The organism is Phytohabitans sp. LZ39 (genome assembly GCF_059359075.1).
Genome location: NZ_JCADBM010000041.1, coordinates 18,392 through 33,276, shown reverse-complemented (window position 1 = coordinate 33,276; position 14,885 = coordinate 18,392). Strand labels below are relative to the sequence as shown.

15 protein-coding genes are annotated in these 14,885 nt (G+C 69.3%); 12 read left to right on the top strand and 3 right to left on the bottom strand.

Going from position 1 to position 14,885, the window contains the following annotated elements; all coding sequences use genetic code 11:
• Positions 1 to 232: 232 nt before the first annotated feature.
• Complete coding sequence (locus AC5L36_RS43895; protein WP_441224828.1) at positions 233 to 1,570, bottom strand: hypothetical protein; 1,338 nt, start codon at positions 1,568 to 1,570, stop codon at positions 233 to 235.
• A 690-nt stretch (positions 1,571 to 2,260) separates the two neighbouring features.
• Entirely contained in the window at positions 2,261 to 2,647 is a 387-nt protein-coding gene (locus AC5L36_RS43890; RefSeq protein WP_441224826.1) for a hypothetical protein, read from the bottom strand.
• Between the two features lie 5 nt (positions 2,648 to 2,652).
• Here AC5L36_RS43890 and AC5L36_RS43885 point away from each other — a divergent pair, with 5 nt between their 5' ends.
• The 8 genes from AC5L36_RS43885 (at position 2,653) to AC5L36_RS43850 (ending at position 9,964) form a co-directional block, all read left to right on the top strand.
• The gene (locus tag AC5L36_RS43885) at positions 2,653 to 3,264 is read left to right on the top strand and encodes an RNA polymerase sigma factor (RefSeq protein ID WP_441224850.1); all 612 of its coding nucleotides are present in this window, start codon (positions 2,653 to 2,655) and stop codon (positions 3,262 to 3,264) included.
• Positions 3,261 to 4,199, top strand: coding sequence for a CU044_5270 family protein (locus tag AC5L36_RS43880; protein WP_441224825.1), 939 nt, complete (start codon positions 3,261 to 3,263; stop codon positions 4,197 to 4,199). Before AC5L36_RS43885 ends, AC5L36_RS43880 begins: the two co-directional genes overlap by 4 nt.
• A 591-nt stretch (positions 4,200 to 4,790) precedes the next feature.
• Positions 4,791 to 5,768 (top strand): ribosome small subunit-dependent GTPase A, encoded by a 978-nt coding sequence (gene rsgA, locus AC5L36_RS43875; protein ID WP_494909881.1) that lies wholly within the window; start codon positions 4,791 to 4,793, stop codon positions 5,766 to 5,768.
• Positions 5,765 to 6,313 (top strand): GNAT family N-acetyltransferase, encoded by a 549-nt coding sequence (locus AC5L36_RS43870; protein ID WP_441224821.1) that lies wholly within the window; start codon positions 5,765 to 5,767, stop codon positions 6,311 to 6,313. The genes rsgA and AC5L36_RS43870 overlap by 4 nt, the downstream gene beginning before the upstream one ends.
• A 232-nt stretch (positions 6,314 to 6,545) precedes the next feature.
• The gene (locus AC5L36_RS43865) at positions 6,546 to 6,848 is read left to right on the top strand and encodes an RNA polymerase sigma factor (protein WP_441224820.1); all 303 of its coding nucleotides are present in this window, start codon (positions 6,546 to 6,548) and stop codon (positions 6,846 to 6,848) included.
• Between the two features lie 24 nt (positions 6,849 to 6,872).
• Positions 6,873 to 7,238, top strand: a complete 366-nt coding sequence (locus tag AC5L36_RS43860; RefSeq protein WP_441224848.1) for an RNA polymerase sigma factor — start codon at positions 6,873 to 6,875, stop codon at positions 7,236 to 7,238.
• The gene (locus AC5L36_RS43855) at positions 7,226 to 8,206 is read left to right on the top strand and encodes a CU044_5270 family protein (protein ID WP_441224818.1); all 981 of its coding nucleotides are present in this window, start codon (positions 7,226 to 7,228) and stop codon (positions 8,204 to 8,206) included. Before AC5L36_RS43860 ends, AC5L36_RS43855 begins: the two co-directional genes overlap by 13 nt.
• 21 nt (positions 8,207 to 8,227) lie before the next feature.
• Positions 8,228 to 9,964 carry a hypothetical protein gene (locus AC5L36_RS43850; RefSeq protein ID WP_441224817.1) on the top strand — a complete coding sequence of 579 codons (1,737 nt, stop codon included), beginning with the start codon at positions 8,228 to 8,230 and terminating at the stop codon, positions 9,962 to 9,964.
• A gap of 682 nt (positions 9,965 to 10,646) precedes the next feature.
• Here the strand turns inward: AC5L36_RS43850 and AC5L36_RS43845 are convergent.
• Positions 10,647 to 11,069 carry a hypothetical protein gene (locus AC5L36_RS43845; RefSeq protein WP_441224815.1) on the bottom strand — a complete coding sequence of 141 codons (423 nt, stop codon included), beginning with the start codon at positions 11,067 to 11,069 and terminating at the stop codon, positions 10,647 to 10,649.
• A 189-nt stretch (positions 11,070 to 11,258) separates the two neighbouring features.
• On the opposite strand from AC5L36_RS43845, the gene AC5L36_RS43840 reads away from it, so the two are divergent.
• The 4 genes from AC5L36_RS43840 to AC5L36_RS43825 all read left to right on the top strand — a co-directional run bounded on the left by AC5L36_RS43840 (position 11,259) and on the right by AC5L36_RS43825 (position 14,864).
• Positions 11,259 to 11,687, top strand: coding sequence for a hypothetical protein (locus AC5L36_RS43840; protein WP_441224813.1), 429 nt, complete (start codon positions 11,259 to 11,261; stop codon positions 11,685 to 11,687).
• A 27-nt stretch (positions 11,688 to 11,714) separates the two neighbouring features.
• Positions 11,715 to 12,794, top strand: coding sequence for a phosphotransferase family protein (locus AC5L36_RS43835; protein ID WP_441224811.1), 1,080 nt, complete (start codon positions 11,715 to 11,717; stop codon positions 12,792 to 12,794).
• The gene (locus AC5L36_RS43830; protein WP_441224809.1) at positions 12,791 to 13,843 is read left to right on the top strand and encodes a T3SS effector HopA1 family protein; all 1,053 of its coding nucleotides are present in this window, start codon (positions 12,791 to 12,793) and stop codon (positions 13,841 to 13,843) included. The genes AC5L36_RS43835 and AC5L36_RS43830 overlap by 4 nt, the downstream gene beginning before the upstream one ends.
• 625 nt (positions 13,844 to 14,468) lie before the next feature.
• Positions 14,469 to 14,864: a hypothetical protein gene (locus tag AC5L36_RS43825; protein WP_441224808.1), complete on the top strand. Its 396-nt coding sequence runs from the start codon at positions 14,469 to 14,471 to the stop codon at positions 14,862 to 14,864.
• Positions 14,865 to 14,885: the final 21 nt, after the last annotated feature.

Below are 14,885 nucleotides of genomic sequence, written 5' to 3'. Positions count from 1 at the left end.
TGCTTGTTCGCAAGATCTTATGTAACCAACAGTTGGATACCTCTGAAGACCGACCTCCGGGTTGAAGGTCCGACGACCCAACAAGCCGCCGATCGTGCGCTGCGCCCATCGCCAGGACCCTTGATCGGGTGCACGCTCATGCCGCGATCCGCTTGCTACGGAGCGTCATGGGAGCGGCTCACTGGATCGTGCGGGTCGGCCGGGCCGGCGGCCTGAGCGGTCGTGGCGATCGCTAGTCGTTCAGGATGGCCGGCGTCCGTGGGCTTTCCTCGCGGAGTGTGGGTGTCTCGAAGTTCTCCAGTTCGATCGCGGTCTGCTCGCGCATCAGCTCGGCCGCCTCGGCGTCGGTCTGGGCATACGTCGCTGCCGTGAACACGAGCGCGTCACCGGTCTCCATCAGGATGTCGCGGGTGCTGCGCAGCGCGTACTCGCACCGCTCGCACAGGCGGTTGAGATAGTAGGAGTTCAGCGGCCCGAGCGGCGACGGCGTGCCGAACGCGATGTCGCGCCGGTCGGCGACCGCCAACAGCTGAAGCCTCGCTTCCTCGTACCGGTAGGCCGCGGCCGGCAGGTGGGCCCACCCCGCCATGTGCAGCTTGGTGAGGTCGACGGACAGCTCGCCGCTCGACTGGCCCGGGGGCGGTGCCAGTCGCACGTCCGGCCGCTCCAGGATCATCCCGCCGCCCTCGCCGTCCTCCCGGACGTAGATGTTCGGCCCCTCCACCTGGTCGAGGTCATCGTTGATCGCGTTCCGGATCCGCTCGGTCTGGGTGTCCACCAGTTCGTTCAGCCTGGTGATCGCCTCGCGCGTGGTGCGGAGGATCTGGAAGACGAACTCGCCCTCGACCTGCCGTTCCGGGTTGTCGCCGGCTCCGCGAGCGCCCTCCTCGGCGATACCGGAGACGAAGAGCGAGGCGACGGTGATCGCCGCGCCGACGTGCGGCTCGGCCTGGGCCACCGACGCGATGACGCCGAGGATCGTGAAGAAACCGCTGGCGTCGCCCGGTGGATCCTCCCGGTTGAGCGCCGCGATGGCGTCGTTCGCGATGGCCTTGATGTCGTCCTGCGTATGTGCCAGCAGCTTGCGGTACGCGTGCACGACCCGGCCGATCTCCTGGACGTACGCCAACTGGTAGTCGACGGACGTCTCCCACCCCCGTAGGTAGTACATGCGGAACATGTCACCGGCCTGGCCGACCCAGCCGCTCAGCTCGCTCTTCACGAACGGCAGGTCCTCGTTCCTCGCCTTCCGCAGCGTGCGGCGGAAGACGTCCTCGTCCAGCGTGGTCAGCATCTCGTCGAAGGAGGCCAGGCTGCCCTCCATGAAGGGCTCGAAGCTGGCCTCGACATCCGCGAGCAACGCCTCGAGGTCGTCACCGGACATGTGCACCTGGTCCTCCAGCCCCACCGGCCCGTCCCCGTCGCCGACGACCGGCCAGGTGCTGGTGTCGACGATCGGGTCGAACCCTTCGAGCAGGCCCGTGCCGCGGTCGGCCTCCCGGGCGTTCGCCTCACGCGCTGTCTGTTTGAGCGCCTCGACCTTTTCCCGCAGCTCTTGCCGGAACGCCATCGCGAAACCTCCGTAGGTCCTCAGCGCTGAGCACATTGGACGGCTGGCAGGGGGAAGCCCTTCCCCTCGGCTGCGCCATCGTAGGGTCGGCGGGATGCCCGTGAGTCCGTCACTTGACAAACATTTAGGCTGGCCACTCTCGCGCTACGCGGTCGGGCGTACCACGATGACGAGGACTGTGCACAGGAGGTGGACGACCGTGCGGGTGCTGCTCGTGGAGGACGATGTCCGGTTCGCCGGCGCGCTGACCGCAGCCCTGCGCCGCAGCGGGTACGAGGTGGAGCATGCCCCCTCCGCGGCGGCCCGCCTACGCGACCTACGAGGAGCGCCGGCTCGCCGACATACGACGGTTCGCCGAAGCCCTCGCCCCCGGCCTGCGGCCGGAAGGGGCAACAGGAGTGGTACGACAGCCGTGACGGTGGCGAGTTGCCAGAGGTGTACCTCACCGGGGTCGAAGGCGTAGTTGAGGACAATCAGCGCAGCGGCCGCCGACGCCGCAACTTCCATTCCGTAGTCACGGACCTTGAGCCATTCCGCGCAAGCGGCTGACTACTGAACGCGGTCATGTGGTGCGAGCGTGGTCGACGTGGAGGATGACGAGCGCTGCGGCGATCCCGGCCAGCGACTGGGCGCGGTGAGGCCGCCCGCTGCCGGGTCGGTACGGTCGCGGTGATGGTCGGTGCGACGTCGTTAGGTGTGGAGACGCCTGGCGCAGGAAATGCCGTGGTACATCTCCGCCGCGGTGCGGTTCCAGGTCTGGTGGTCCATCAGCGGTAACGCGTACGCCGCGGCGACGAAACCGAACAGCGCAGGCTCGCCCGGGCCGGCTCCGAGCGACACGGCGGCGAGTGTCGCGGCCAGGGGCCGGTCCGGGCGCGATTCCGCGCCACAGCAGGGCTCCACAAGCGACGGTCGCAGCGCCGGCCGCCAGTGCGCGGTCTCACTGTGGAGACGGTAGTCGTCGTCTTTGACGAGGGCTCGAACCGGATCCGCTTGTTCGGTCAAGGAGAGGTAGAGGAACGTTTCCCACTGCGAGAGGAGCGACCGTTGTCCGAGCTTGGTGACGAGGCGTGACAACGTCGATGGCGACGGACGGTCCGGCCCAGGAGGCGCTGCCGGACGGACTGCTGATCGAGCGTTCGCGCGTCGACCCCGAGGCGTTCGCCGCCGTCTTCGACCGCCATGCGGCTGAGATCTACCGGTACCTGTCACGTCGGGCCGGCGCCTCGGCCGCCGACGACCTGACCGCCGAGACGTTCCTGGTCGCCTTCCGTGAGCGGGCGCGGTACGACGGGAGCCGCCCGGATGCGCGTCCGTGGCTCTACGGCATCGCGACCAACATGTTGCGCGGCCACCACCGCGCCGAGGTCAGACGCTTTCGGGCGCTGGCCAAGGGCGAGGCCGATCCGATCGTGCAGCACGACGCCGACGGTGTGCTGGATCGGGTGGCCGCCGGGCAGGCTGGCCGGCGACTGGCGGCCGCGCTCGCCCGGTTGTCGGCCGGTGAGCGGGACGCGCTGCTGCTGTTCGCCTGGCAGGACCTCGGGTACGCGGAGATCGCCGCGGCCCTCGGCATCCCGATCGGCACGGTCCGTTCCCGGCTCAGCAGCGCCCGCAAGCGCCTGCGCACGTCGCTCGCCGATCTCGACCCGGCCCATTTTCCTGACCTGTACACAGAAACGGACCCCTCATGAGTGAGATCGACCTCCTGCGCCGCATGCGCGGCGACCAGCCGGCCGCCGCCGCCGCCCTCGCCCGGGCGCGCGCCCGGCTGGTGTCCGAGACCCGCGGTGGTCCCGTCGCCATGACCCGGGCCGTCCGGCCGCGGCCGCGTCTCGGCTGGCGACTCGCCGCCACGGGCGTGCTGTCGCTGGTACTGGCCTCGGGCGTGGCGGTGGCCGTGGCTACCGCCCCGTCGGGCGACCAGCCGCCGACCGGCGGCGCGGCCCCGGACGCCGCCACGGTCCTGCGCTCGGCCGCTCTCGCCGCACAGCAGGAGCCGACGCTGACGGCCAGGCCGGACCAGTTCGTGTACATCGAGACCGTCTACAAGGGACCACGGCCGACCAACAGCGGCACCGAACGGGTGTGGCGGTCCGTCAACGGCACACGCGACGGGCTCAGGCGCTGGGAGCAGAGCGGCGCCCCGAAGACGGAGGAGCCCATCGAGGGGTGCGTGGCCGCGCAACGGCCGGGCTGCACCCGGTACCCCGGATTCAAGGACGACCTGCCCACCGATCCGGACGCGATGTGGCAGCACCTGGTCAAGCGGGCCGCCGCCGACCCGGTCGCGGACGAGTTCACGATCGCCTTCTGGACGATCCGGCAGTCGTACGTGCCGCCCGCGTCGCGGTCCGCGCTTTTCGCGGCCATGGCTCGGATCCCCGGGATCAGCGTGGTCGAGGGCGTGAAGGACGCAGCCGGCCGATCCGGCCTGGCCGTCGAAACGGGCGGCCACGGTTTGATCTTCGACCCGAGGACCTACGCCTACCTCGGCAACCGCCACTTCACGGCTGCTCCGCGCAGCATAGCGACGGCATCGCCCCCGGCGACCCCTGACGGGAAGATGGAAGGCTCCGCCTGCCTGAAAATCGCGATCGTCGACCGACCGGGCGACCTGCCCAAGTGAATGATCGAGGCGTCCTTCACGTTGCTATGACGACTTGAAGGACGCCTTGATCACGGTAAGTGCTCTCTCGTAAATGACTCCCACGTCCACGTACATGATCTTCTGGTTGTGGTACTGCCTTCGGGCGGACATCAGCCTGCGCCAGCCGTTTCGACCCGGCGTGTCACCCCACCTGCCGACAGTCGGCTACACAGCGTTACCCGTCGTTATGCGGAATGGCTCAGTGACCAAGTCGACCAAGTCGACAATCGCTCGATCATCCCCGTGGTAAGGTTCGGGTGACGTTGATGCGACATCGGATGGGAGAAAGGGGGGCGAGGTTGATGACCGCGAAGGCGGCTGCTGCTGTGTGCAGCGCCCGGATCAATCTTGTGCCCCGGGCCTCGGCCTGACCCAGCCTGTTTCTTTCGCTCGACGGGACGTTCGATCCCGCCCGGGTAGCGCCGGTGTCTGTCGGGGCCCCTCTCCGAAGGGTTTCCTCCGTTGTCATCGTCATCTTCTGTGCCGACCCCATCCCTGAACGCGCCGCGTTCGTACGGCTGGGACGAGGCATACGAGCATGCTTTCGCCGAGCACCAGGCCGCCGGTCTGGTGCCCGCCCGCGTCGTACTCGTCGACCGTGGCCAGGCCACGGTCGTCACCGCCACCGGCTCGGTACGCGCCACCTGGTCGGCACACGCAGGACTGTCACCATCGCCGTGTACCGGGGACTGGGTCGCCATCACCAACACCACGCAGCCGGAGTTGGTCGCGGTGTTGCCGCGCCGGACCGCCATTGTGCGGTCCACGGCGTCGCGCACCTCTCACGCCCAGGTTCTGGCCGCGAACGTCGACACGGCCGCCATCGTGGTATCCATCGCCAATCCCATCTCCGCCGGTCGGATCGAGCGCATGCTCGCGCTTGCCTGGGACAGCGGGGCGATCCCGGTCATCGTCCTGACCAAAGCCGACCTCGCCGAGCGGAGCCCCGCCGACGTACGTGAGGAGGTCGCCGCGCTGGCCCTCGGCGTCGATGTCCTGGTCACCAGCGTGGCCACTGGCGAGGGCCTGGACATCCTCGCCGCGCTGCTGACCGGGACGATCGTGCTGCTCGGGCCGTCCGGCGTGGGCAAGTCCTCGCTCGGCAACGCCCTGCTCGGCACCGAACTGCTGGCTACCGGAGCGGTCCGCGCAGGCGACGGCAAGGGCCGGCACACCACCGTTCACCGTGAACTAGTCCCATTGCCGAACGGCGGCGTGCTCATCGATACCCCGGGCCTGCGCGCGGTTGGTTTGCACGACAGCGAAGACGGCATCCAGCAGGTTTTCGCGGAGATCGAGGAACTCGCCCGTCAATGCCGGTTCACCGACTGCCAGCATGCGAACGAACCTGGTTGCGCGGTACGTGCGGCGATAGATGCGGGAACCCTGTCGCCGCGCCGGCTGGACAGCTATCGCAAACTCCAGCGCGAGTCTGCCTGGGCGGCCTCGCGGGACGACGCACGCCTGCGCGCGGAGCGGGAGAAGCACCGCAAGGCGATCACCCAGCACCTCCGCGCAACCTACGGCTTCCGGGAGCAGCAGTCATGACCGCCCGTCATCCTGAATCGCCGAAACCGTCCACTCGCATCTGGCACACCCGCCTGGAAGACGGGCCGGACGACCGCGCCGCGATTCGCCGGATCAACCTGTCCGCGTTCCCTGGCCCGCTGGAGGCCGACCTGGTCGACGCGCTGCGTGCGGACCGGCAGGCGTGGCTGCCGTGGTCCTCGTGGCTCGCCGAGGACACCGACGGCACCGTCGTCGGCTTCTCCCTGCTGACTCGATGTCACGTCGACGACGTACCGGCTCTCGCCCTCGGTCCGTGCGCGGTGCTGGCCGAACGCCAAGGCGGAGGCGCCGGATCGGCGACAATTCGCGCCGCTCTCGACGCGGCGCGGGCGGCGGGGGAGAACCTCGTCCTCGTCCTCGGTCACGCGCCGTACTACCCCCGGTTCGGCTTCATACCCGCGTCCGGGTACGGAATCCGGCCGCCGTTCGAAGTGCCCGACGAAAACATGATGGCGCTGGTATTCGACCCCGGTCGCCCTGTCCCGAGTGGAACCATCCGCTACGCGGCGGCCTTCGGCGTCTGATCCCTAGCGGTTCCGTCAGGTGCGGGGCGGATCGACCGCCCCGCACCTCCATGTTCCGGACCGCAGCTCAATCCGGAGTATCACCGTGGCCCTGCCTACAGCGCCGCAAATGACGGGCAGGCCCGGAGACCTGGCGGTGTCCGCCTTTGGTCCAGGCCAGACGTAGTCATCGGTGTGTGCCAGGTCATACCGCTGCGGTGAAGGATGCGACCGCCCGCGGAGAAGTATGGGCGTGAGGATCACATCAGACGCGGCGGGGCGCGTTGATGCCGAGACGGTACGGCGCTCGCTCGGCACGCCCGACGAGTTCGCCGCGTTGTTCGAGCGGCACTTCGCCGACGTGCATCGATACGCGGTGCGACGCCTCGGCGAGACGGCCGCCGACGACATCGCCGCCGAGGTCTTCCTGATCGCCTTCCGCCGCCGCGACCGGTACACGGCCGACCGCGGCCCGGTCCGCGCCTGGCTGTTCGGGATCGCGTCGAACCTCATCGGCCGGCACCGCCGCGCCGAGTTGCGGTCGCTGCGCACCTGAGCCCGGGTCGGTGCCGACCCGGTCATCCCCACGCACACGGCGCCGGCCGACCAGGGCGGCTACGGGCTCGAACCTCGACTGGCCAGCGTCCTGGCCTCGCTCTCGGCCGCCGACCGCGAGGTGCTGCTGCTGGTGGCGTGGGTGGAGCTGACCTATGAGGAGGTCGCCGCCGCGCTGGCCATCCCACCGGGCACCGTCGCGTCCCGCCTCAACCGCGCTCGCCGCCGGATCCGCGCCGCGCTCCGCGATCCCGATGACAACCGCCCCACACCTCCCCACCACCCACCTGCCAACGCCCACGACAGCCTCGCCCCGCCACACCTGCAACCACCCGCGACAGCAACGCACCCACCCGCCAACACGCAAGAGGGACTGAGATGGACGAGATAAAGGTGGTCGCGAGCCTGCGCCCGCAGCCCACCGGGCCGAGCCCGACCGCGGTGGCCACGGCCCGCGCTCGCCTTGACCACGAGATTCGGCTGGGCGACGGCGCGCCCAGGCAGAACCGGCTCGGCGGCGCCGACCGGCCCCGGTTCGCCTGGCGGCGGCTCACCTGGGCCGCCGCCATGTCGCTCGTCGCCGTGGCCGGCCTCACCGCGGTGGCGGTCCGGGAAGAGCCTCCTGCCGGGCCCGTCGCGGTGACGGGGCTGCTCGACGCCGCGGCCAAGGGTGCGGCCGCCCGGCCGTTCACCGCGCCGCGCGCCGACCAGTACGCGTACCGGGACCAGATCGTGATCGACACCGACGCCAGCGGCGACCACCGGGAACAGCACCGTTCGTGGCAATCGGTCGGCAATCCGGCGACCGACGTCGTAACGTGCAGCCGGAAGGTCACCGAACCGCTCGCTGAGTTCGACTGCGACCAGCCGGCGCACGCCTCCGCGCCGCCCACCGCCGTCGGTGGCGCGGACATCGACTCGTACCACTATCTGATGTCGCTCTCCCGCGACCCGGACAAGCTGCTCGCCACCCTGCGCGGGACCATCCCCGCCGGTTCGCCCGACGCTGTGCCGGTGACGCTCGCCGGCATGCTGACCGATGTGCTGGCCAGCCCGCTGGCGCCGCCGGATCTGCGCGCTGCCACCGTGCGGGCGGTGGCCCGGCTGCCCGGCGTCCAGACCGAGCAGTCCGTCGCGGATGCGGCCGGCCGTATCGGCACCGCAGTCTCCTGGACCAACGACGGCATGCGCTATGAGCTGGTCTTCAAGGCGGACGGTAGCGAGTACCTCGGCTACCGCATGGTTCTGATCCAGGCCGGCCGCTACCTGGACCTCGCCGGGGTGGCCGCCGGGACCGTCGTGCACAGCCGGGCGCTGCTCGGCAGCGGCATCGTCGACCGCGCCCGCCAGCTCCCCTGAAATCCCTCCGGAAGGAATCCGATGGCAATCCGCCGAATCCGCGCGATCTGCGCGGCGACCGCCGGCATCGCGCTCGTCACGGGCGGTGTCTTGGTGGCCACCACCGCTGGCGCCCAGACCACCCCGGGCACGAGCGTCGCGGCCGGCCCCGACCCCCGGCATTTCCGGCTCGGGCAGGCCGCGCCGAAGGCAACGGCCCGCAAGCTCGCCGCCGGCTCCGCCACCCTGGCCGTGTCGGTCCGGGACCGCGCCGGGGCGGCGCCCGACAGCGACCACGCCGGCTACGCTCTCGCCTTCGACCTCGCCACCGGCGAGTTGACCGTGGTGCCGCTCACCGACGGCGCCGGCACGGCCGAGGTGACTGCCAGCGCGTACCTGGTGCAGGCGTTCGTGGTGACCACCGGCGCCGACGGGATCAGCTCGCTGAGCATGCCGATGCGCGCCCGGGTCGACGTCGCCGGGGATACCGACGTCGCGCTCGACGCCCGCGGCACCGCGCGGGTCGATGTCTCCGTCGACCGGACAGGCGCGGCGCTGCGCGGCGGCACGGTGCAGGTCACCCAGGCATCGCCGGGCGGGCCTATCTGGTACGCGGCCGACTTCGACTACCCGGGCGGCCTGTTCGTCCAACCCACCGCGAACGCCGCCGGGCTGGCCCTCGACGTCTACGGCGCCCTGACTGACCGGGGTGCGGAGCAGAGCCCGTACCTCTACAACGTCATGTTCCACGAGTCCGGCGGCATCCCGGCGCATCCGCGCTACGCGGCCCGCACCGCGGATCTCGCGCCGGTGGACGTGCGGCTGGCAGGCTCGGGCGACGCCGGCTGCGCCCGGCTGGTCACCAACGGCTACGACCCCGACCTGCCGATCGGGCTCGGCCGGTCGATCCGCGTCGACGCCACGCCGGGCGACCATCCAAACGCCGTCTATGTCACCCCGGCCGCGGACGTCGTCTGGCAGCTCAGCGCCGACGTCGGACCGGCGGACTGCTCCGGCGGCGACTACTTCACGGTCGGTGGGCAGCGGTTCTCGACGGCCGTCCGGCGCACCGTCGCCCTCGGCCGGGCACCGCTCGGCCCGGGGGTCGCCGCGCCGCGGGAGGTGCCCGGCGCCTCATCGGCCGCCTTCCGCCAGGGCGACACGCTGTACGTCCAGGTCCCGATGTACACCGACGCCGGTCTGGGACGGGACGGCGGCACCGCGGGGCCGGCCGGGGACTACCCGGCGACAACCGGCGAGACGGTCCTGTCCACAGTGGCCGGCAAGCCGCTCGGCACCAGCGACCGCACCGGCTTCGGCCAGTTCACGGTCAGCCCAGAGAGCACCCGGTACGTCCTCACCACGTCGTCGACCCGGAACGCGAGCTGGACCAACCTCTCCACTTCGCAGCGGACCTCCTGGAGCTTCACATCGCGGGCCGCCGGCGGGGTGACCGACCTGCCGCTGCTCGCCGTCCGCTACGACATCGAACTCGACGACCTCAACCGGGCACCGGCCGGCCTCACCGGTTTCACCGTGTACGCCGAGCGCAACGGCACCACCGGCCGGGTGCGTCTCGCGTCGCTGACCGTCGACGCATCGTTCGACGACGGCGCCACCTGGCGGCCCGTGCGGCTGGTGCGGCTCGGCGACCGGTGGGTGGCAACGCTGCGGCATCCGCCCGGCCCCGGGTACGTGTCGCTGCGCGCATCCGCCACCGACGGGGCCGGCGACACGGTCGAGCAGAGCACGATCAGGGCGTACGCCCGACGACGCTGAAGCTCCGAAAACCATCGGAGGCATGGTCACATTCAATTGATCTCTGGCCGACGCGGCCGTCGATGCCCGGTGCATCGGCTGGCGCGTCGGCCAGTCCGTCATCCACTCCAGGAAGCCGTTGCCGGGCCTGGCCGCGCGACTCGTCGCTCACCGGGGAACGCTGGTCCTGGGGCGGGCGGCGACGTGGCTGACCGCATGGGATGGCGGTCCGGTGCCGTATCTGTCCAGTTCGGACTCGGCGAGGTGGTTCCGTGGGTATCGTCGTGATTGCTCGGGGTACGCGTCCAGGGCGCTCGGGTTGGCTGGTCCTGGGCTGAACCGGCGGGCTTGGCGGCGCGGTCCACGCCGATCGAGGGGAGCGAGCTGCGTGCCGGCGACCTGTTGGTTAATTCGGCGCCGCCTGGTGCAGGCCATGTGGTCACCTTCGATCGATGGACCGACGCGACGATGAGCAGGTACGTCGGGTACGAGCAGTCCGGCAGCGGCGGTACCCATCATCGGGCTATCCCGTACCCGTACTTCGGTGGCTACCAGATGAGGCCGTACCGGTTCGCAAACTGATTTGGAGTTACCGCATCGCTGTCTTACACCGGCCGTCGATGGAAATCGATCGACCTGCTGGGCGCCGCCGGCTCGACCCGGATTAGGTCCTGCTGCGCCTGAACCGACCGGCTGCGGGCCCTCAGGCGGTGATCGTCTGGATGGCGGAAAGCTCTTCGGTCACCTGACTTACCGTCACCCTGGCCCGGAAGTTGTCCGGGTTTGGGCGGATCGCGGTGAACGGTGGTCTACCGGTCACCGTGATCCCAGGATCTTCGTCGAGTGTATCCCGCGGGAAAGTGCGGGATTCATTGATGTCTACGCCCGCGGTGGTTCCGTTGACCACCATGTGGTCTCTTTCCAGCAGAAGAAGGAGGCTATGCCTGAAGGTGTAAAGGACGTTCGGTCCGAGCAGGAACTGTCTCTCGTCGTCCACGATCTCAATCTTCACTTCGTACGGCGTGCCCTCCTCGTCGCGCTCGAACTTCAGATGGCAAGCGACGGAGATGGTGACGGGATCGCCATCCTGAGACAGGACGCAAGTCAGGTTCTCGATTTTGGGCATCGGGCCGTCCTTTCGCCGCAATCGGTCCTGTCAAGCTAACCGGAGTGGGTTGGGGGTGTGCGGGTTCCGGCATATTGACCTTGAGGGCGGGCTGCGGTGATACAACTACGTTGAGCGGTCTGAGGGATCGTTCGTCTTTCCCGATCCGAAGGGGTGCTTGGCATGCCCGTACAGAAGCAGACCAGGCTGGTGCCGGACCCGCTCGTGGAGGCGCTCGCACCGGATCCTGCGGCGCCACCACTCGATGCGGTCGTGTTGCGCGGTTTCCTCGGCCCCTCGACGAAGAAGTCCGAATGGCGGCTGTACCTCAATCGCACGCTCAACAGCTACGTCATCATCCCGGAAACGAGGATCCTGCACAGCCAGCGGCTACCCGATGGGGACGGCACCCTGGTGTGGGTCCCTCGGGACCTTGAGCTCAAGGCCGTCGGGCCTGAGCCGAGCAAGTCGTCGGCGAGCTTCCTCGGCGGGTCGATCGCCGCCGGACACCTCGCCTCGGCAACGCTGAACCCCTTGCTGATGCGTAGCGTCATCGGGGAGTGGGACGTGCCGAGCATCACGTCCGGCGGCTTTGTGTACTGCGATCTCAACGGCGGCCACGGTCATCCCGAGCGGTGAGGCGGCGACCCGACCGGTCCACCGCAGATGTTGACCCTGGCCGGCGTTCCCGGCTACCTGCTGGACTGCGGGCTGCTCGACGAACAGTCCATGGTGGACGTTGATTTGGTCGTGCGTGAGCTGTCGGGCCGCAACCGTGCTTTCGGCGCGTACCGCCGAGACGCCTGCGGTCACCTGCTCAAGCAGGACTCCGATCTTGAGACGGGAACCGTGGCGCACGAGGCGAGGGTCTACCGGTTGCTCGCCGGGGAGCCCCGCCTGCGTGGGCATCTGCCCCGCTTCCACGGATATGATGCGGCCGAACGGGTTCTGCTGGCGGAGTTCCTGCCCGACGCCGTAGATCTGAACGTCTACCATGCGCGCCGGCGAAAGCCGTCGGCGTTCGTTGCCGCCTCGATCGGCCGGCTACTGGCCTGGCTACACCGGATGCCGATGGCTCGATGGGATGGGTTGGACCCCCCGATGCACGGCCCGATGTTCCTCTCGCCGCACCGCCCCAGCCTGGAGTTCTACCGGACCGCCAGCCGTGGGATGCTCGAGCTCGTCCGGATCGTCCAAGCCACACCGGGATTCGCAGAGCGCCTCGACGAGGTCGCCGCGGCCTGGTCCCGCACCGCACCCATCCACCGTGACATCCGCTGGAGCAACCTCCTGCTGACCGGGGACCGGGGCGGACGGCCCAGACTCGTGGTGGTGGACTGGGAACTGGCAGGGCCCGGCGATTCGCGCTGGGACATCGGCTCCGCGCTGGCCGCCTACCTGACGCTGTGGATCGGGTCGATTCCGGTTTCGGCGGCCGATGATCCGGTGAGTCTGCCAGGTCTGGCCGCACGCCCGCTTGAGGGCGTCCAACGGGCCATCCGGGTGTGCTGGCGCACGTACGCGGCCGGGATAGGCCTGGCCGATGGCGTGGCGGACCGCATGCTGGCGGCGACGGTGCCATTCGTCGCCGCGCGCCTGGTACACACGGCTCTGGAGTCGGCCCAATCGTCCGCGCAGCCGGACATAACTCAGGTTCTTCAGCTACAGGTGGCGAGCAACATGTTGGAACGGCCCAGGGACGCCGTGGTGTACCTGCTGGGATTAGAGCCAGGCGGCGGCGGGTGAACGACCATCGCGCACGGCTTGCCGAGGCCCTCGACGCGTTGTGGATAAACAACACTTCGTATACCTGGTTCGGGAGGCGGCACGCCGTACTGCCCGCCAGAGCGGCGGCCATGGATCGGGCCACGGTGCTCCGGTACCTGACGGATGCGCTGCGGCAACGGCTCTACGTCGATTTCTACTGCACCGGTATGGCGGTCCCGGACCCGCCGGCACGCCCCGCGGACACGGAGCTGCGGGACACACCGTCCTATCGCGACAGCCTGTCCGCCGCCAACCTCGGCACCGGCAGCGCAGAGGGGCAGTGGCGGGTGGTCGGCGTCGACGGACAACACACCGTCGTCGACCGGCACGGCTTGCAGCTGTGGGTCACCGCCGACGAGCTGGTCGCCGGGCATGGCGCCGGACCTGGTGACGAGGTCTCCATCCGGCTGCCCAACGCTCTGCCGCACCGATCGCCCGGCTTCTATCTTGCCCTTGGGGATGCGGCTTTTCCCGAGATGGGCGCGGGCAATCCCCTGATTCGGATCTATTGGAACCTCACGCCCGAAGGCGCGCCAGTTGCCCTGCGGGTGGTGACCTCGACGCTCAACGAGGCACTAATCCCGTTCCAATTCAAGGTGGTCAACGACCCGGCACGCTTCGGTCGCCGTGACTCCGGCGTGCTCTACCTTTTGGGGCGCCACTATCGTCAGGCCGGCGCGCTTCTCTCCGCCCGGTTCGAGCTGTTGCGCGAGACGCTCGTGCCCGGCGGGCCGGCCTTCACCAAAGAGTTGGCGCCCGGTCTGGCCCTGGCGGAGGACCCGGGCGAGGGTGGCAGCTTCGGCTTGCATCGCTGCGGCCTGGTGGCACGCGCCCTGGTCCAAGCTCATCACGACCAAACACATGACGAGCAAGGGCATCATAGGCGGCTCGGGCGCCACTGGCGCGGTTTCGCCGAGTCGCGGATGGCAGCCGTCGCCGAACGGTTGCACGCTCACGGGATCGACCTCGACCGAGCTCATCTGAACCCCGGCTCCAGCGATGTCTACCCGGTATTGGCGGCGCTATGATCCGCGTCGCTTGACAGCTGTTCCTCGAACCGACCCGTCAACATGGTCAGCGAAACCTGGAACTGGGACGCCGCCGACTCTCGGGTGTCACGCGTACTTCACCTCGCCGCCGATCACGACCATCCGCACGCCCCTCGACCTCGGCGGCGAGGAGGCGGTGCACCATATTCTCGACGCCCTCGGCGACGACGACGTCCCCGAGCCGCGACCCGTCCGCGCGGAGTTCGTGCAGCGGGAGTCGACGGCGGCACCCGCCCGCTGACGACCTACTCACCCACGACGCCGCCGGTGACCGCTGGAGTTTCTTGCGGGGGAGCCCGTGGGGAGACTCCTTTACTCGGCCGATCTACGCTTGTGACGACCACTCCGGCTTCTTCATAGCTGTCGCATGCTCGCCGATTTCGCCCGTTCGTACGCACTGTCATGCCGCAGACCACGCGCCCGGCCCGCAGCCGTGCGTGTCGATGACGGTGCAGTTGATTGAGGCGACGATACGGACGGGTCGGCGGCTTCCCGGTTCATGTGGTCTTGTCGTCGCCGCGGGTTCGGGCTTGAAGGGTGGGCGGGATGGTGCGCGGCCCGGGCTAGGTTTCGCCGAGCTGGCGTATTCGCGTACCGTGTCGGCGTGTCTGACGAGGACGGTGTGATCGGTGACGAGCCGCTCGTTGACGGGATGATTCTGTCCGTGCGGCTGCGGCGCGACTTCACCGTGACCGACGCTGGTCGTCTGCTCGTAGCTGCTCGCCGCCTCTACTGCGAGCTGAATCCGGACGTGAGTGCGGATGAAGCCCGCGCGTTGGTGACCTGTGCCGCGGACGCGCTGTTCGTCATCCTTGAGCATGCCGGTCTACTTGGCGACGCGACCGACGATCGGCTTGCCGGTCACGCCGTCGACGGGCTTGCTGTTGAAGGCTGGCGCGCCGAGGCCGTAATAAACGAACCATTCCCCCTGTCGCCAGACCTGAGGGGCAACTGTCTACGTGGTGACGTGTTCGCAATCCCGAACCGCTACAAGGACTGACCCTCGGCGCAGACGCGCCCG

Coding starts and splice junctions, on each gene's coding strand:
- AC5L36_RS43855 (WP_441224818.1), top strand. CDS start 7,226: ATGGACGAGATAAAGGTGGTCGCGAGCCTGCGCCCGCAGCCCACCGGG.
- AC5L36_RS43850 (WP_441224817.1), top strand. CDS start 8,228: ATGGCAATCCGCCGAATCCGCGCGATCTGCGCGGCGACCGCCGGCATC.
- AC5L36_RS43835 (WP_441224811.1), top strand. CDS start 11,715: ATGTTGACCCTGGCCGGCGTTCCCGGCTACCTGCTGGACTGCGGGCTG.
- AC5L36_RS43870 (WP_441224821.1), top strand. CDS start 5,765: ATGACCGCCCGTCATCCTGAATCGCCGAAACCGTCCACTCGCATCTGG.
- AC5L36_RS43895 (WP_441224828.1), bottom strand. CDS start 1,570: ATGGCGTTCCGGCAAGAGCTGCGGGAAAAGGTCGAGGCGCTCAAACAG.
- AC5L36_RS43845 (WP_441224815.1), bottom strand. CDS start 11,069: ATGCCCAAAATCGAGAACCTGACTTGCGTCCTGTCTCAGGATGGCGAT.
- AC5L36_RS43880 (WP_441224825.1), top strand. CDS start 3,261: ATGAGTGAGATCGACCTCCTGCGCCGCATGCGCGGCGACCAGCCGGCC.
- AC5L36_RS43885 (WP_441224850.1), top strand. CDS start 2,653: ATGGCGACGGACGGTCCGGCCCAGGAGGCGCTGCCGGACGGACTGCTG.